The organism is Lutibacter litoralis (genome assembly GCF_014646675.1).
In the GTDB taxonomy this organism is placed as follows: Bacteria; Bacteroidota; Bacteroidia; order Flavobacteriales; family Flavobacteriaceae; genus Lutibacter; species Lutibacter litoralis.
The window spans coordinates 86186-104500 of the sequence record NZ_BMNS01000002.1; the positions used below are offsets into that span (position 1 = coordinate 86186).

At 29.8% G+C, this 18315-nt stretch carries 17 protein-coding genes; 14 read left to right on the forward strand and 3 right to left on the reverse strand.

The window, feature by feature from the left end:
• Positions 1 to 46: 46 nt before the first annotated feature.
• From tamL to rpe, 7 genes are all read left to right on the forward strand, one after another.
• Positions 47 to 2515, forward strand: a complete 2469-nt coding sequence (gene tamL, locus IEW75_RS03220; protein WP_229714386.1) for a translocation and assembly module lipoprotein TamL — start codon at positions 47 to 49, stop codon at positions 2513 to 2515.
• Between the two features lie 112 nt (positions 2516 to 2627).
• Entirely contained in the window at positions 2628 to 3695 is a 1068-nt protein-coding gene (gene fbaA / locus IEW75_RS03225; protein ID WP_134247521.1) for a class II fructose-bisphosphate aldolase, read from the forward strand.
• A gap of 107 nt (positions 3696 to 3802) precedes the next feature.
• Positions 3803 to 4663 (forward strand): acetyl-CoA carboxylase, carboxyltransferase subunit beta, encoded by an 861-nt coding sequence (gene accD / locus IEW75_RS03230; protein ID WP_134247520.1) that lies wholly within the window; start codon positions 3803 to 3805, stop codon positions 4661 to 4663.
• Between the two features lie 125 nt (positions 4664 to 4788).
• Positions 4789 to 5058, forward strand: coding sequence for a 30S ribosomal protein S15 (rpsO, locus tag IEW75_RS03235; RefSeq protein WP_134247519.1), 270 nt, complete (start codon positions 4789 to 4791; stop codon positions 5056 to 5058).
• Between the two features lie 139 nt (positions 5059 to 5197).
• Positions 5198 to 7414 (forward strand): polyribonucleotide nucleotidyltransferase, encoded by a 2217-nt coding sequence (locus tag IEW75_RS03240; RefSeq protein WP_134247518.1) that lies wholly within the window; start codon positions 5198 to 5200, stop codon positions 7412 to 7414.
• A gap of 401 nt (positions 7415 to 7815) precedes the next feature.
• The gene (locus IEW75_RS03245; protein ID WP_115877674.1) at positions 7816 to 8679 is read left to right on the forward strand and encodes a sigma-70 family RNA polymerase sigma factor; all 864 of its coding nucleotides are present in this window, start codon (positions 7816 to 7818) and stop codon (positions 8677 to 8679) included.
• Between the two features lie 104 nt (positions 8680 to 8783).
• Positions 8784 to 9446 (forward strand): ribulose-phosphate 3-epimerase, encoded by a 663-nt coding sequence (gene rpe, locus IEW75_RS03250; RefSeq protein ID WP_134247517.1) that lies wholly within the window; start codon positions 8784 to 8786, stop codon positions 9444 to 9446.
• Here the strand turns inward: rpe and IEW75_RS03255 are convergent.
• On the reverse strand, positions 9443 to 9877 hold the full coding sequence (locus tag IEW75_RS03255; protein ID WP_134247516.1) for a CBS domain-containing protein: 435 nt from the start codon (positions 9875 to 9877) through the stop codon (positions 9443 to 9445). The genes rpe and IEW75_RS03255 overlap by 4 nt on opposite strands.
• Before the next feature lie 201 nt (positions 9878 to 10078).
• Here IEW75_RS03255 and modA point away from each other — a divergent pair, with 201 nt between their 5' ends.
• The 4 genes from modA to IEW75_RS03275 are packed head-to-tail and all read left to right on the forward strand — an operon-like array spanning position 10079 to position 12797.
• Positions 10079 to 10855: a molybdate ABC transporter substrate-binding protein gene (modA, locus tag IEW75_RS03260; RefSeq protein WP_134247515.1), complete on the forward strand. Its 777-nt coding sequence runs from the start codon at positions 10079 to 10081 to the stop codon at positions 10853 to 10855.
• Positions 10856 to 11254, forward strand: coding sequence for a TOBE domain-containing protein (locus tag IEW75_RS03265; RefSeq protein ID WP_134247514.1), 399 nt, complete (start codon positions 10856 to 10858; stop codon positions 11252 to 11254). It begins immediately after the preceding gene.
• The gene (gene modB / locus IEW75_RS03270) at positions 11254 to 11925 is read left to right on the forward strand and encodes a molybdate ABC transporter permease subunit (RefSeq protein ID WP_204744185.1); all 672 of its coding nucleotides are present in this window, start codon (positions 11254 to 11256) and stop codon (positions 11923 to 11925) included. Before IEW75_RS03265 ends, modB begins: the two co-directional genes overlap by 1 nt.
• On the forward strand, positions 11922 to 12797 hold the full coding sequence (locus IEW75_RS03275; protein ID WP_134247512.1) for a sulfate/molybdate ABC transporter ATP-binding protein: 876 nt from the start codon (positions 11922 to 11924) through the stop codon (positions 12795 to 12797). The genes modB and IEW75_RS03275 overlap by 4 nt, the downstream gene beginning before the upstream one ends.
• Before the next feature lie 4 nt (positions 12798 to 12801).
• On the opposite strand, the gene IEW75_RS03280 is transcribed toward IEW75_RS03275, so the two are convergent.
• The gene (locus tag IEW75_RS03280; protein WP_134247511.1) at positions 12802 to 13179 is read right to left on the reverse strand and encodes a DUF1801 domain-containing protein; all 378 of its coding nucleotides are present in this window, start codon (positions 13177 to 13179) and stop codon (positions 12802 to 12804) included.
• Between the two features lie 65 nt (positions 13180 to 13244).
• The gene (locus IEW75_RS03285) at positions 13245 to 15797 is read right to left on the reverse strand and encodes an adenosylcobalamin-dependent ribonucleoside-diphosphate reductase (RefSeq protein WP_134247510.1); all 2553 of its coding nucleotides are present in this window, start codon (positions 15795 to 15797) and stop codon (positions 13245 to 13247) included.
• A 170-nt stretch (positions 15798 to 15967) separates the two neighbouring features.
• Here IEW75_RS03285 and IEW75_RS03290 point away from each other — a divergent pair, with 170 nt between their 5' ends.
• From IEW75_RS03290 to creD, 3 genes are read left to right on the forward strand one after another with little or no spacing between them, the layout of a single operon-like run.
• On the forward strand, positions 15968 to 16588 hold the full coding sequence (locus tag IEW75_RS03290) for a hypothetical protein (RefSeq protein ID WP_134247509.1): 621 nt from the start codon (positions 15968 to 15970) through the stop codon (positions 16586 to 16588).
• 2 nt (positions 16589 to 16590) lie between these two features.
• Complete coding sequence (locus IEW75_RS03295) at positions 16591 to 16887, forward strand: winged helix-turn-helix domain-containing protein (protein WP_134247508.1); 297 nt, start codon at positions 16591 to 16593, stop codon at positions 16885 to 16887.
• A gap of 57 nt (positions 16888 to 16944) precedes the next feature.
• Positions 16945 to 18303, forward strand: coding sequence for a cell envelope integrity protein CreD (creD, locus tag IEW75_RS03300; RefSeq protein WP_308423300.1), 1359 nt, complete (start codon positions 16945 to 16947; stop codon positions 18301 to 18303).
• Positions 18304 to 18315: the final 12 nt, after the last annotated feature.

Genomic DNA, 18315 nt, shown 5'->3' on the forward strand with positions numbered 1-18315 from the left:
AATACTCCGAAAAGTTTTACATTTGAACAAATTTAAACTCTTATTTTTGAAAAACAATTTTATAATATTACTAATTTTAATAAGTATAACCTTAAACTTTTCATCTTGCAACACTTTAAAGTATGTTTCGGATGAAGATTTCCTACTTACCAAAAATTCAGTTTTTGTAAATAATAAAAAAAATGTTGATTCTGAAATAACAGATTATATTGCGCAACGCCCTAATCAATTGGTTTTAGGAGTTGCTTTCCCACTACATTTTTATAATATTGGAAATAAAAATTTTGAAACCGATTACAATATTTGGAAAACAACGCATCCGAATACTTCAAAATTTGTAACATCAATATTTTCCGAAAAACAAACAAAAGGATTACACAATTTTAAAAAGGGATCGAACAATTGGTTTTTAAACAATGGCGAACCTCCAGTTATTTTTGATGTTAAAAAAGCGAAGCAAACAATAGAGAATTTAAAATTACATTATTATAATCAAGGCTATTTTAATGCTGAGGTAAATTTTGAAGAAATAAAAAGCAAACGCAAAAAAATTACTATAAATTACAATATTAACACAGGAAAACCCTATACCTTAGACACAATTACAACAAATATAGAATCTAAAGTTTTAGACTCTATTTATGCTGAAAATAAAGAAAAATCATTTTTAAAAAAGGGAGAGCAGTTTAAATACGAACTCTTTTTTGACGAACAAGACAGAATTAACGAACTCTTTAGAAATTCAGGAATTTATCGTTTTAATAAAAACGCCATATTAGTAGAAGCTGATACCGCTAATTACAAATCTAATATTAACTTAATAATAAATGATAGTATAGCAAATGTCCCTTTTAAAATTCAAAAAATTAACAATGTAAATATTTATACCGATTATTTTTATAATACAAAAGATGAACCTATAAAAGATAGTTTAAATTATAAAGGCTATTTATTTTTATCCCAAAAAAACCTCAGATACAATCCTAAACTTCTTTTAGAAAGCGTGTTTATTGAACCAAACACCATATATAAAGACCAAACTAGAGAATTAACTCGTAAAAACTTAAGAAGATTAAATAATTTTAAAAACATTACTATAAAGTACAAAGAGTTAGAAAATGACTTATTAGAAGCTTCCATTTATTTGTCGCCTTTAAAAAAATATTCCATTGGAACCAGTGCAGAACTTACACATTCTAATATAAGGCAACTCGGTATTTCTGGAAAATTATCTTTTTCCAACCTCAACATATTTAAAGGAGCTGAAATCTTAAAGTTCTCTGTACAAGGTTCTTTCTTAGACTCTAAAGATGCAGCCGACAAAGAGAAGTTACTAAATGCATGGGAAGTTGGAGGTGATGTTTCGTTAGAAATTCCGCGTATTCTTTTTCCTTTTAAACCAGACAATATTATTCCAAAAAATATGGCACCCAATACAATTTTAACATTGGGTACTTCATTGCAAAAAAACATTGGATTAGATAAACAAAAATTTACAGGTATAATTGATTATACTTGGGAATCTACTCAAACAAAAAAACACAGTCTTCAACTTTTAAATGCTCAATTTATTAAAAACTTAAATATAGACTCATACTTTAATATTTATAAGTCTGAATTTAATGAAATCCAAAATATCGCTTCCACATATTTTAATGAAAATGCTTTAGAAACCACAAAAGTAATTCCTTTTATTAATGAAAATATCGATTCCAATTTTGAACAAACCAACCCAAACGAATTTAAAATAGCTCAAAATATTAAAAATCGTTATTCAATTATAACTGAAGATGTTTACATACCTTCAGCCGCATATACTTTTACTTTTAACAATAGCGAAAGTTATAAAGATACCGATTTTTCTTTTTTTAGGGCACGTATAGTGTCAGCTGGTAATTTAACAACTTTACTTTCAAGCAAAAAAGATAACAACAATGTTAACTTATTATTTAATACGCCAATAGCTCAATATATTAGAACAGATTTAGAATATAAAAAATTCTGGAATTTAACTTTGGAGAACGTACTTGCTTTTAGAAGTTTTTTAGGAATTGCTTTTCCATATAACAATTCCAAAACCATTCCTTTTAGTAGAAGTTATTTTATTGGTGGGCCTAACGATTTAAGAGCTTGGAGAATTTACGATTTAGGACCAGGTTCTACAAAAACAGGTTTAGAATACAATGTGGGTAATCTCAAATTTCTTACAAGTTTAGAATATCGATTTAAGGTAATTAATAGTGTAAAAGGAGCTTTATTTATTGATGCAGGGAATATTTGGGACATCTCAAATGCCACCGTAACAACTGCTGAAGGAAAATTTAATGGTTTTAATTCTTTAAAAGATATAGCAATAGGGTCTGGTTTTGGAATTCGATATGATTTAAGCTTTATTTTATTAAGGTTAGACTTAGGTTTTAAAACCTACGAACCCTACTTAGAAAATAATAAATGGTTTCAACACATAAACTTTAAAAATAATGTTTATAATTTTGGAATTAGTTACCCTTTTTAGTAGAAAATACTATTTCGTTTTCGTTTTTTTTCAATTCTAAGCATAATAAATAGGTATAAATCCTTAATTTTGTTACCATCAAATAATACACAATTAATACAACTAAATAATTATGAGTCATACTATTAAACCGGGAGTTGCGACAGGAAGTGAAGTACAAGCAATTTTCAAATTAGCAAAATCAAAAAATTTCGCATTACCAGCTGTAAATGTTATTGGGTCAAACACAATTAATGCTGTTTTAGAAACTGCAAAAGAATTAAATTCTCCTGTAATTATTCAATTCTCTAACGGAGGAGCTCAATTTAATGCCGGAAAAGGATTGTCTAACGACGGTCAAAAAGCAGCAATCGCTGGTGGTATTGCCGGTGCAAAACACATACATACTTTAGCTGAAGCTTATGGAGTTCCTGTAATTTTACATACAGACCACTGCGCAAAAAAATTATTACCTTGGATTGATGGATTATTAGATGCTGGAGAACAATTTTTTAAAGAAACTGGCAAACCGTTATATAGTTCTCATATGATAGATTTATCTGAAGAACCTTTAGAAGAAAATATCGAAATTTGTAAAACCTATTTAGCACGTATGGCTAAAATGGGAATGACTTTAGAAATTGAATTAGGTATTACAGGTGGTGAAGAAGATGGTGTAGATAATTCTGATATAGATGTTTCTAAACTTTATACACAACCTGAAGAAGTTGCTTATGCTTATGATGAACTTAAAAAAGTAAGTGATAACTTTACAATTGCTGCTTCTTTTGGAAATGTTCACGGTGTTTACAAACCAGGAAACGTTAAATTAACTCCAAAAATATTAGACAATTCTCAAAAATATATTGAAAATAAAAATGGAACAGAAACAAATCCTGTAGATTTTGTATTCCACGGAGGATCTGGTTCATCATTAGAAGAAATTAGAGAAGCTATTGGTTATGGCGTTATTAAAATGAACATTGACACTGACCTTCAATTTGCTTTTACAGAAGGAATTAGAGATTATATGAATGAGAAAATTGACTATTTAAGAACACAAATAGGAAATCCTGATGGAGCTGATCAACCAAACAAAAAATACTACGATCCACGTGGTTGGTTACGAAAAGGTGAAGAAACTTTTAAAGCTCGTTTAATTCAGGCTTTTAAAGATTTAAACTGTGTAGATACACTATAAAACATAAATTTATACTATAAATTTTCAAAGAGAACATATAAAAATATGTTCTCTTTGTTTTTTTTAGTAATTTGCACCTCTATTTCGCAATATAAAATTATATACATATGTCGTCTTGGTTTAAAAGAAAAGATAAAGGAATTCAAACTCCTACCGAAAATAAAAAGGATGTACCAAAAGGTTTATGGTACAAAACCCCTAGCGGAAAAGTAATTGATACCGATGAATTAAAAGCCAATTATTATGTGAGTCCAGAAGATGGCTACCACGTAAGAATTGGTAGTGCAGAATATTTTGAAATTCTTTTTGATGATAATAAATTTAAAGAGTTTGACAAAAACATGGTTTCTAAAGATCCATTAAAATTTACTGATACCAAAAAATATACAGAGCGTTTAAAACAAGCTTACGAAAAAACAAAACTAAAAGATGCCGTTAGAACTGCTGTTGGAAAATCTTTAGGAAAAGATTTAGTTATAGCAGCCATGGATTTTGCTTTTATTGGAGGGTCTATGGGAAGTGTTGTTGGAGAAAAAATTTCACGAGCAATTGATTATTCAATAAAAAATAAAGTTCCTTTTTTAATGATTTCAAAATCTGGAGGAGCAAGAATGATGGAGGCGTCGTATTCTTTAATGCAATTGGTAAAAACTTCAGCTAAATTAGCACAACTTGCAGATGCTAATATTCCATACATTTCTTTATGTACAGATCCAACAACTGGCGGAACAACTGCCTCTTACGCAATGTTAGGTGATGTAAACTTTGCAGAACCAAACGCATTAGTTGCCTTTGCTGGACCAAGAGTTGTAAAAGACACAACAGGAAAAGACCTACCTCCTGGATTTCAAAAATCTGAATTTGTTCTTGAACATGGTTTTTTAGATAAAATAATAGAACGTAAAAATTTAAAAAAGCAAATTAACTTATATATTGATTTAATTGAAAATTTACCTATTAGAAAGTAATTAAATTTAAAACAACTTATTTCCTCAAACAATTAATATTCAAAATAATAATAGTATCTTTGCCGACTATTAACTGCATAGTGCAGTATTAATACATAAAAATTATTAATAAAATTAATGTTAGCATGTACTTAACAAAAGAGAAAAAAGCAGAAATTTTTGCAAAGCACAACGAATCAGCGACAAACACTGGTTCTTCAGAAGGTCAAATTGCCTTATTTACTTTTAGAATTAACCACTTGACAGAACACTTAAAAAGAAATCGTAAAGATTATAATACAGAACGTTCACTAGTAAGGTTGGTAGGTAAAAGAAGAAATTTACTTGATTATCTAATTAAAACAGATATTGTAAGATATCGTGAGATAATTAAAGAACTAGGAATAAGAAAATAATTTTACAAATTAAGAGGCAAAACTATTGCCTCTTTTTTTTTAAAATATTCTTATATAAAGAAAGCATAAATTAAACTTTTCATTGGTAAACACAACACAACAACAACCAATTGTTTAATTAAATTTTAAAAAATTATTTATGATACCTAAGGTACATACACAAATTATTGATTTAGGAGATGGAAGAACCATCTCTATTGAAACAGGAAAATTAGCAAAACAAGCGCATGGTTCGGTTGTTGTACAAATGGGCAATGCTATGTTGCTTTGTACAGTAGTATCTAACTACAAACAAAGTGATGTTGATTTTTTACCATTAACAGTTGACTACAGAGAAAAGTTTGCTGCTGCTGGTCGTTATCCAGGTGGTTTCTTTAAAAGAGAAGCAAGACCAACGGATGCTGAAGTTTTAACAATGCGTTTAGTGGATAGAGTATTACGTCCATTATTCCCAAAAGATTACCACGCTGAAACACAAGTAATGATTCAGTTAATGAGTGCTGATGATAATGTTATGCCAGATGCTTTAGCTGGATTAGCTGCTTCTGCTGCCATTCAATTAAGTGATATTCCTTTTGAAACTCCAATTTCTGAAGTTAGAGTTGCAAGAGTAAATGGTGAATTTATCATCAACCCAAGTAGAGAATTATTAGAACAAGCTGACATTGATATGACTATTGGTGCTTCTGCAGATTCTGTAATGATGGTAGAAGGTGAAATGGATGAATGTAGCGAAGAAGAAATGGCAGAAGCTATTAAATTTGCTCACGAAGCTATTAAAGTACAATGTGCTGCGCAAGTCGCATTAGCAGAATCTTTTGGCAAAAAAGAAACACGTACTTATGAGCCAGAAGAAGAAAATGAAGATTTAGCTGCAAGAATACACGATGCTGCATACCAAAAATGTTATGACATTGCGAAACAAGGAACTGCTAAACACGAAAGAAGTGCCGCTTTTGATGCCGTAAAAGAAGAAATTAAAGCTTCATTTACTGAAGAAGAATTAGCTGAATTTGGAGGGTTAATCGGAAAATATTTCGATAAAGCTCAAAAAACAGCTGTTCGCGAATTAACTTTAAGTGAAGGTTTACGTTTAGATGGAAGAAAAACTACTGAAATTAGACCAATTTGGTGTGAAGTAGATTATTTGCCATCAACACACGGTTCTGCAATCTTTACGCGTGGAGAAACTCAAGCATTAGCAACAGTTACTTTAGGAACATCTAGAGAAGCAAACCAAATAGATATGCCAACTTACCAAGGTGAGGAAACATTCTATTTACATTATAACTTTCCTCCTTTCTGTACAGGTGAAGCAAGACCTTTAAGAGGAACTTCACGTAGAGAAGTAGGACACGGAAACCTGGCACAACGTGCATTAAAAGGAATGATTCCTGATAATTGTCCATACACAGTAAGAATTGTATCTGAAGTATTAGAATCTAACGGTTCTTCTTCAATGGCAACTGTATGTGCTGGTACAATGGCATTAATGGATGCTGGGGTTCAAATGACTAAACCAGTTTCTGGTATTGCTATGGGATTAATTTCTGATGGTGATCGTTATGCTGTATTAAGTGATATTTTAGGCGATGAAGATCACTTAGGTGATATGGACTTTAAAGTTACAGGAACTGCCGACGGTATTACTGCTTGTCAAATGGATATTAAAGTAAAAGGATTATCATACGAAATTTTAGTGAGTGCATTAAAACAAGCTCGTGATGGTCGTTTACACATTTTAGGAAAAATAACTGATACAATTGCTGCACCTAGTGCTGACGTAAAAGCACACGCTCCAAAAATGGTTTCAAGAAGAATTCCTAACGAATTTATTGGTGCATTAATTGGACCAGGAGGAAAAGTAATTCAAGAAATGCAAAAAGAAACTGGATGTACCATAGTAATAAATGAAGACCCAGTAACTGAAGAAGGAATTGTTGAAATTTTAGGAACAGATCCAGCTGGAATCGAAGCTGTTTTAGCAAAAATAGATTCTTTATTATTCAAACCACAAGTTGGAAGTGTTTATGAAGTGAAAGTAATCAAAATGTTAGATTTTGGTGCTGTAGTTGAATATACAGAAGCTCCTGGAAATGAAGTTTTATTACATATTTCTGAATTAGCTTGGGCACGTACTGAAAATGTAACTGATGTTGTTAATATGGGTGATGTTTTTGATGTAAAATACTTTGGAAAAGATCCAAAAACTCGTAAAGACAAAGTATCTAGAAAAGCATTGTTACCAAAACCTGAAGGTTTTGTTGAAAGACCTCCTAGAGATAATAACAGAGGACGTGATAACCGCGGAAGAGATAACCGTAGAGACGATAGAAAACCAAGATCTAGAGATTAATTCTCAAGATAATATTTTTAAAAGCTCCTCATTTTGAGGGGCTTTTTTTTATTTATAAATTATATTAAAATAGAAAAGCACTAATTATTTAGAACTCTCTGTAATTATTGATTTCTTAGAAAAGAAGTAACATAATTCTCATAAAAAATAGTCTGTCTTACAAAACACCAAACAGATATGTTCATTTGAATTTACTATATTTTGTACAAACTCACAACAATAAATAATGTTTTGTCGTTTATTAATTTCAAAAATTTAGTAATGAATTATAGATTTAACGTACTTTAAATGTTAAATAGTCACAAAAAAAAAATTAAATAGTAGTTATTTTGTAACATTTTAAAAAATACAACGTATATATAATGTACGCTTTGTATAAACACAAAAATTTTAGCTTTTAAATGAGACAACTTAAAATAACAAAACAGGTTACTAATAGAGAAACCGCATCTTTAGATAAATACTTACAAGAAATAGGAAAGGTAGATTTAATTACTGCCGAAATGGAGGTAGAATTAGCACAACGCATTAAAGCAGGAGATCAAGTTGCTTTAGAAAGATTAACAAAAGCAAATTTACGTTTCGTTGTATCGGTGGCAAAACAATATCAAAATCAAGGATTAACATTGCCAGATTTAATTAATGAAGGTAATTTAGGATTAATAAAAGCAGCAAAAAGGTTTGATGAAACACGTGGTTTCAAATTTATTTCATATGCTGTATGGTGGATTCGTCAATCAATTTTACAAGCATTAGCAGAACAATCTCGAATTGTACGTTTACCTTTAAACAAAATTGGTTCTATTAACAAAATTAATAAAATGTATGCTTTTCTTGAGCAAGAGAACGAAAGACCTCCTTCTGCTGAAGAAATTGCAAAGAAATTAGATATGACTGTGAACGACGTTAAAGAGTCTATGAAAAACTCAGGTCGTCACGTATCTATGGATGCTCCATTAATTGAAGGTGAAGATTCTAACTTATATGATGTATTAAATACAGGTGAATCTCCAAATCCAGACAAATCATTGTTACACGAATCTTTAAAAGTTGAAATTGAACGTGCTCTTGAGACCTTAACTCCGAGAGAAGCTGATGTTGTTCAATTGTACTTTGGTTTAGGTGATGCACATCCAATGACTTTAGAAGAAATTGGTGAAACTTTTGATTTAACACGTGAACGTGTTCGACAAATTAAAGAAAAAGCAATTAGAAGATTAAAACATACTTCAAGAAGTAAAATATTGAAAACTTATTTAGGATAAGTTAATTACGAATTAATAATTACAATTAAAAAAGGCTGTTTGAAACAAATTTTCAAGCAGCCTTTTTATATATTTGCAAAAACTTATAACAAAAATTTCAAAAAATGAACAAATATATTGCACCTTCGATGCTAGCGGCTGATTTCGGTAACCTTCAACGCGATATTGAAATGGTTAATAACAGTAAAGCAGATTGGTTTCATATAGACGTTATGGATGGTGTTTTTGTTCCAAATATTTCTTTTGGTATGCCAGTAATTAGCGCAATTAAGAAACATGCGACTAAAACAATGGATGTGCATTTAATGATTGTTAATCCAGATAAATTTATTGCTGATTTTAAAAAAGTAGGAGCCGATATTTTAACTGTACATTATGAGGCTTGTCCGCATTTACACAGAACTGTTCAGGCAATAAAAGCAGCAGGAATGAAAGCTGGAGTTTCCTTAAATCCACATACGCCAATTGCTGTTTTAGAAGATATTATAGAGGATTTAGATTTAGTATTAATTATGAGTGTAAATCCAGGATTTGGTGGACAAAGTTTTATTGAAAACACCTATAAAAAAGTACAACAATTAAAAGCATTAATAGAATTTAGCGGTTCTAAAGCACTTATTGAGGTTGATGGAGGTGTAACCGACCAAAACATTGAACAACTTTCTGAAGTAGGTGTAGACGCCTTTGTAGCTGGAAGTTTTGTATTTAAAGGTGAAGATCCAAGTAAGACAATTTCAGATTTAAAAAATTTGGTATCACCTAGTTAAACAGATTCTAATTCGTATTGCTTTAATAAATACCTTAAAATATCCGTAGTTGTAACAATACCAACTAAAATGTCATTATCAACAACAGGTAATGCATGAAATTCATTCTGAGATAAAATTTCAACAACGGATTTTATAGAAATATTTGAAGTTACCATTATTGGTTTTTTTACCATTATTTGTTCAATACTTAACATATTGTAAATAGCATTGTCTATTTTAATTTCATTAGCATCATACGAATCTAAAAAACTAATGCGCTTTAAATCGGTAAGGCTTAGCATACCAACAATATGTCTATTTTTAACAACAGGAATATGTCTAATATGATTTTCTTTAAATAATTTCTCTGCTTGGTATAAATCATCACGTAAACATAACGTAACAAGCTCCTTTGTCATAATTTTAGATACTGGCTCAAGACGTTTCATAAATAGTATTTTTTAAGTACTTTAAAGTTCGAAAAATTGAACTAAAGTAATTATGATTAAAATCATTTTAACCTATTTAATTTTTAAATATTTTATACTTTCAATATTGTTGTTGTTTTAAAGTAATTTTTTTGAAAATAAATTAAGATCGCCTAAAAAAAAGAAGCATTATATTAGCACTTCTAAATGCACTATATAATTATGAAGCAACTATCACGCTTTTTTAAAACAATAATTATTCTATTTACAATTTTATTTATAAGTTTTTCTTGTAAACAACAAAAAGAACCTAAACTTACTATTGCAACTGCTGCAAACATGCAATTTGCGATGGAAAAAATTACCTCTGCATTTACACAAGAAAGCGGTATTAAATGTGAAATAATTATAAGTTCTTCTGGAAAATTAACGGCTCAAATTAAAGAAGGAGCTCCCTACGATATCTTTGTCTCGGCAGATATGAAGTACCCATTAGAATTATACAATACCGGTTTTTCAAAAAGTAAACCAGTAGTTTACGCCTATGGAAAACTTATTTTATGGTCTATGATTGATAGCATTAAACCCACTATAGATTTATTGCATCAAAAAGATATTAAACATATTGCTTCTGCAAACCCCAAAACAGCACCTTACGGAATAGCTACCGAAGAAGTTTTAAATCATTATAAAATTTTTGATCGTATAAAAAACAAATTAGTTTATGGGGAAAGCATAGCACAAACAAACCAATTTATTACCACTAAAGCTACCGAAATTGGATTTACAGCTAAATCTGTAGTGCTATCTCCCATTGTAAAAGGAAAGGGAAATTGGATTGCTATAGACGAAAACACTTATACACCTATTAAACAAGGTATTGTAATTATAAAAAACAGTCCAAGTTCTTCAGAAAAAAAAGAATTATTTTATAACTTCCTATTTTCAAATAAAGGATCAGCTATTTTGAATAAATTTGGGTACGCAACCAAACAATAAATGAATATTTTAAAAGGAACTATTGAAAAACTTACAGTGTCTGGAAGTCTAACTTTAATTGGTATTAAAGTTAACACAACTGATATGTCTGCAATTGTAATAGACACGCCAAAAACAGCACCTTTCTTAAAAGCTGGAAATACAATTACTGTGGTTTTTAAAGAAACCGAAGTCATTATTGGAAAAGGGAATACTGATGAAATAAGTCTACGGAATAAATTTAAAGGAACTATTGAACTATTAGAGTCAAAAGAACTATTAAGTAAGCTTACCATAAATACCAACGTTGGAAAAATTAGTTCTATTATTACTACAAATGCAGTAAAACAATTAAAATTAAAATTGGGAACAGCTGTTACGGCAATGGTTAAAACAAACGAAATACTAATTTCAGAATGATAGATTGGGAACCGTTAATATTAACTTTTAAACTTGCATTTATAACTACGGTTTTATTGTTAGCAATTTCGATTCCATTAGCGTATTGGTTGGCCTACACAAAATCTAAATTAAAACCCATTTGTGAAACCATTGTAAGTATGCCACTTGTGCTGCCTCCAACTGTTATTGGTTTTTATTTACTAATCGCTTTTTCTCCTGCAAATTCTTTTGGAAATTGGCTCAACAATTGGTTGGGTTTAAAACTTGTTTTTTCTTTTGAAGGTTTATTAATTGCATCTATAATTTATAGTTTACCTTTTATGGTGCATCCTATACAAGCTGGTTTTACAAACTTATCAAGTTCGTTAAAAGACATGTCCTACGTATTAGGAAAATCTAGAACAACAACATTATTTAAAATATTATTACCTAATATTAAATCATCTTTATTAACAGGAATTGTACTTGCTTTTGCCCATACGATTGGTGAATTTGGAGTTGTTTTAATGATTGGTGGTAATATTCCAGGTAAAACAAAAGTTGCCTCAATAGCAATCTATGATGAAGTTGAATCTTTAAATTATGCCGCTGCTAATACTTATTCCTTAATTTTGGTTGCCTTAACATTTAGTATTTTGTTGGCGGTTTATTTAATTAATGGCGGCTACTTAAAACAGTTTAAAAAATGATTGAAATCAGTATTCAAAAAAAATTAACAGCTGCTTTAGGTGAAATGCTTTTAGATATAAACACCACAATAAATAAAGGAAGTTTAGTAACACTTTATGGAAAATCTGGTGTTGGAAAAACTACAATTCTTAGAATATTGGCAGGTTTATTGTATCCAGATTCTGGAAAAATTATAGTAAATGGAGATACTTGGTTAAATACTACAACTAAAATTAACTTAAAACCTCAAAAAAGAAAAGTAGGATTTGTTTTTCAAGATTATGCATTATTTCCTAATATGAATGTAAAAGAAAATTTATTATTTGCATTAAATAAAGGACAAAACTCTTCAATTGTAAATCATTTAATTGAAATTATTGAATTAGGAGAATTACAACATAGAAAACCTGACACCCTTTCTGGAGGACAAAAACAACGTGTTGCATTAGCACGAGCATTGGTTCAAAAACCAAGTATTTTAATGCTCGATGAACCACTTTCTGCATTAGATGCTGAAATTCGATTTAAATTACAGCAATACATTTTAGCCGTACACAAAGAGTACAACCTTACTACCCTATTAATTAGTCATGATATTTCTGAAATACTAAGAATGTCGGATAAAGTATTAGAATTAGAGCATGGTAAAATTGTTCGACAAGGAACTCCAAATGAAGTTTTTAACCATAAAGAATTAAATGCTAAATTTCAATTTACTGGAACTATTATTGAAATTGAAAAACAAGATTTTTTATTTATACTTACCGTTAGAATTGGAAAAGATTTAGTAAAAGTTGTTGCAGATGAAAGCGAAGGTGCGCAATTAATTATTGGAGACAAAATTCTTGTTTCATCTAAAGCATTTAATCCTATCATTCATAAAATTGGATAGTGGCTTAAACAAACCAGGCTCTTTTACTATTTTCAACTGAAGCAACTGCATCTTTTAATAATTGCGAAAACATTAATTCATCAAAATATTCTAATGATTTTACTTGAAGTGATCTAACTTGCTTTCTATTATTATAGTTCTTAAGTTGCGGATATTTTTCCTCTAAAATAATACCATGAACAATGGCAACATCTACATAATCAGTTCCTTTTAACACATTTAAATACAATACAGGTTTTTTGTCAATACAAAAAAAAGGTATTTTATAACTGTACTTTTCTTCAATTCTTGGCACAACTTTTAATATTAAACTTCTTAAATAAAGCATAATTGACTGATAAGGTTCAGTCTGATTGTAAAAATATTGGTCTATTGGATTCATAAAAAAACACCAACAATATATAAAATTTTGTTGGTGTTTCTACTGTTTAACATTAATTTAAAATACTATCCACATTTAGTATGCCCGCAATTTTTACATTTTAAACAACCTTCTTCATAAATTAATCCATCTGGATCTCCACATTCAGGGCATTTTTTATCAACTGCTTGTGTACCATCTTCAACAAATTGTTTTAAGGTACGTGCAATACCGTTTTTCCAGGTATTAATATTTTCGTCGTACATATTTAGGTTGTTAATCAAATCAACTACATATGGTATTGGCATTCCGTGACGTAATACACCAGAAATTAATTTGGCATAATTCCAATATTCTTTATCAAAAGTACGCGACAATCCTTCCATTGTTACTTTATAGCCTTGTCTGTCTTCAAATTGAAAATCGTAGCGTGAAGCTCCTTTTTCATCTTTATTTTTAATTACCCAACCTTCTTCTAACCAGGTTGGTAACAAAAATGCATCTTCTAATTTACCCGTAAATACTTCGTACGGTCTATTATTAATTAAACCTACAACTGCTACCCATTTATCGTAATCGTTTTGAAAACGAACTACTTTTGCTTTAATTCTTTTAGGACGCTTTGGAAAAATTGTGTCAGCATAACATTCTCCATCTTTCTTTTCTTTTTTAGCATCATCACTTGCTACTAAAATTCCACTTCTAGAACCATCTCTATAAACAGTAATACCTTTCAGACCTTTTTTCCAAGATTCTATATAAATATTACCAACCAAATCTACAGGAACATCTGAAGCTAAATTTATGGTTGAGCTAATTGAATGGGTTGTATATTTTTGAACCAACGCTTGCATTTCTACACGCTTTTCCCAATTAATTTCTGGAGCAGTTGCACCAGCATACGGACTTTTACTAATATCCGTTTCGCCAGTTGCGTCCATCCATTGCTTTAATTTATTGTGATAAACTTCAAATTCTTCAAAAGCATCTCCCATATCATCTACGTAGGCAACTTTTGCATTTGCATCACTTTCGTTTACTTTTCTTCTTCTTTTATATGAAAGTAAAAATACAGGTTCAATTCCAGATGAAGTTTGCGCTAACATACTTAAACTTCCAGTTGGCGCAACGGTACTTATTGATATATTTCGTCTTCCGTGCTCCATCATTCTTTTATAAAGATCAGGAAATTCAGCTTCCATCATTTGTACAAATTCAGAGAAGTTTTCAATTTCTGGATTAAACACTTCAAATTTACCACGGGTAATTGCCATATCAATACTACTATCAAACTCACCTCTAAGTTTGGTTTTCATAATTTCATCAACTACTGCAATGGCCTCATCAGTGTCGAATTTTTTACCTAAAGCTGCCATACAATCTGCCAAAGCTGTAAAGCCTAAACCTGTTCTTCTTCCTTTCTTACCTGTTTTATAGAGTAATTTCCAAGTATCTATTTCAACTTGTTTAATATCGTTTGGTTCTTTATCATGCATTATTTTGTTGAAAATCTTATCAACTGCTTCAAGCTCTAAATCAACCAAATCATCCATTAATCGTTGCGATTCATAAGTAACTTTATAAAATTTCTCAAAATCGAAGGAAGCCTCTTCTGTAAATGGATTGTCTACAAAACTGTATAAGTTTAGGGCAATTAACCTACAACTATCACCACCTTGCATTGCAATTTCTGAACACGGATTTGTAGAACTATTTTTAAAGCCAGGATACATAGAAGATGTTGAATAATAATGTTGACGATCCCAAAATATCAACCCTGGTTCTGCTGTATTATGTGCAGATTTAATTATGGTGTTCCATAATTCTTGAGCTTTTATTTTTTTTGAATAGGTTGGCTTTTCACTGTCAATTGGCCAGCGTAATGTGTATTCTTCATCTTTAACAACTGCCAACATAAATTCATCCGACAGTCTTAACGAAATATTTGCACCCGTAATTTTTGTTAAATCTTGTTTTATTGTAACAAATTCTTCAATATCTGGATGGGCAATATCCATTGTCAACATTAATGCACCTCTTCTTCCATTTTGAGCAACCTCTCTAGTAGTATTTGAAAAACGATCCATAAAAGAAACAGCTCCTGTTGTTGTTCCTGCAGAGTTTGAAACTTGAGCCCCTCTTGGTCTTAAATTTGATAAATCTACACCTACCCCACATCTACGTTTAAATAATTGTGCTAATTGTTGATCTGTATGAAAAATACCACCGTAAGAATCGTAAACTGGAGGCACTACAACACAATTTGAAAGTGATGCAATTACATTCTTATTCCCTAAAGAAGACATAACACTTCCTTGCGGAATTATATATTTAAAATCTTTAAACAAGTCGAAAATTGCATCTTCAGATAAAAATTCACGTGTTTTTCCGTATTCAGAAAGTCCTTCTTTGGCGACCTCAGTTTCTAAATATTTTTGTTCAATTCTTCCAAATTCAATTGCCATTCTTCTATGCATTTCACTTGGAGAGGCTTCTAAATATTCGCCTTTCTTATTTTTAACTGCATACTTGTTCATCCAGGTAGTTGCCGCAAGCTCATCATTATTAAAATAAGCTAAACAACTGTTTAACACCTCTTTATACGTATATACTTTCGGAAAAACTAATTCTTCTGTCATTTTCAAATTTATTTTTTATGGTTGATTTTTCAGAAAATAAAATTATTGAATATTTAAAACCATTTCATCTTTTATAAAATTAGTTAATAACATTTTATTGTTGAAAAGTTAATTTTTTTATTGCAAAATGATTTTTTTTCACTTACTTTGCATTTCAAAGTACTTTAAAAATGGTTGAAAAAAATTATTTAAAAGAAATTTCAGAAATTAAATCTATAATGAATAAATCATCTCGGTTTATATCATTAAGTGGCTTGTCTGGAATTTTAGCTGGTATTTATGCTTTAATTGGAGCAGCAATTGCAATATACATTTTAGAAAACTATAAAAACTCATATAGTGGTGTTTCGTTGCTACCAATTTCTTATTTAGAATATTTACTCCTTTCAATTGCATTAGTTGTTTTAGTTTTGGCTATTTTAACTGCTTTTGTATTATCGTCTAAAAAAGCTAAAAAGAGCGGAGAAAAATTATGGCATGCTACTTCAAAAAGACTTTTAATTAATTTTGCAATACCATTATTTACTGGAGGTGTATTTTGCCTTGTTCTTTATCAAAACAATTTAATTGGCTTAATTGCCCCAAGCACCTTAATTTTTTATGGCTTAGCTTGTTTAAATGCAAGTAAATACACGTTAGGTGACATTCGGTATTTAGGAATTATAAATATTGTGTTAGGATTAATTGCCACACAATTTATTGGATACGGATTGTATTTTTGGGCTCTAGGTTTTGGTGTATTCCACATTGTATATGGAACGGTGTTATATAATAAATACGGTAAAAAATAAGTTTGAAAGACATTTTAAAAAATATTAATAAGGCGTTTGATCACAGAATTAGATTAGGCATTATGTCTGCATTAGTTGTTAATGAAGCCGTTGACTTTAATACTCTAAAAGAAATTTTAGGGGTAACGGATGGTAATTTAGCAAGTCATATTAAGGCCCTTGAAAAAATGAATTATATTACTATTCACAAACAATTTATTGGAAGAAAACCGAACACAAAATACAGTGCTAATTCAACAGGAATACACGCTTTTAAAAAACACATTGAAGCTTTAGAAAATTTAATTAAAAACACCTAAAAAATTTAACCATTTACTTTGTTTTTCAAAGTGCTTTTAAAACTAAAAATTATGAACATGCAACAAAATAAATTTGGAAACTGGATTAAAAACTCTATTACAGCAAGAATGTTAATGATTGGTATTTTAATAATTGTATTACTAATTCCGTTGTCATTTATTGAAAGTTTAATTCGTGAGCGTGCGAACAGACAAGAATCTGTAGTGAGTGAAATTAATGAAAAATGGGGAAGTGAAGTGCTTCTTTACGGCCCAATATTAAAAGTACCCTATAAAACTTACGTTGAAAAATTAGTAACTAATAGTGAAACTAAAAAAGTAACAACAGAAACTATTTCGCATATAAACTATGCATACTTCTTTCCAGAAAAATTAGCAATAAATAGTGAAATAAATCCTGAAGTTAAAAAAAGAGGCATCTATAAAACTTCTGTTTATAAAAGCGCAATAGATCTACAAGGAAATTTTACAAAACCTAACTTTACTAGTATTGGAGTTGAAGATAAAGATGTAATGTGGAATAAAGCTACCGTAATTATAAAAACTTCAAATTTAAAAGGAATAAACAATCAAGTTGAAATTTCTATAAATTCAAATTCTTATGCCTTTGTTCCAAAATATGAAGAGCGAACAAAAAACAATTTTATTAATGATGATATTTCACTTCATAAATTAGAGACTTCCTATTTAAAAAAAGAGGAACTAAATTTAGAAAAACAACCTTTTTCAATTAAATTAACGGTAAGCGGAAGTGAACAATTTAAAATTATTCCTATTGGAAAAGAAACGAATTTAAATATTACCTCTAATTGGAAAACCGCTAATTTTACAGGTGAATTCTTACCCCTAAATTCAGATAAAATTACTACAAGTGGTTTTGATGCTAAATGGAATGTTTTACATATAAATAGACCTTTTTCACAGGAATATTTTAAAAATTTACCCAATTTAAATGAATATTCTTTCGGTGTAAATTTTAAAATACCTGTTGATGAATATCAAAAAAGTGAACGTTCTGTTAAATATGGTTTTTTAGTAATTGCACTTACATTCTTGATTTTCTTTTTAATTCAAAGTATTAGTAAAATAAACATTCATCCGTTTCAATATTTAATGATCGGATTGGCACTTACAATGTTTTATACATTATTAATATCAATTTCCGAACATAGTAATTTTTTAAAAGCTTATTTAATTGCAGGTGCATCAGTAATAATATTGATTACTTTATATTCAAAATCAATTTTAAAGACGTTTAAATTTCCTTTGTTTATAGGGATCTCATTAACAGCCTTGTACTCTTTTATTTTTATAATAATACAATTAGAAAATTACGCATTGTTGGTTGGAAGTATAGGTTTATTTTCAATATTAGCAGCTGTTATGTATGCGTCTAGAAAAATTGATTGGAATTAAAAGTTGATTATT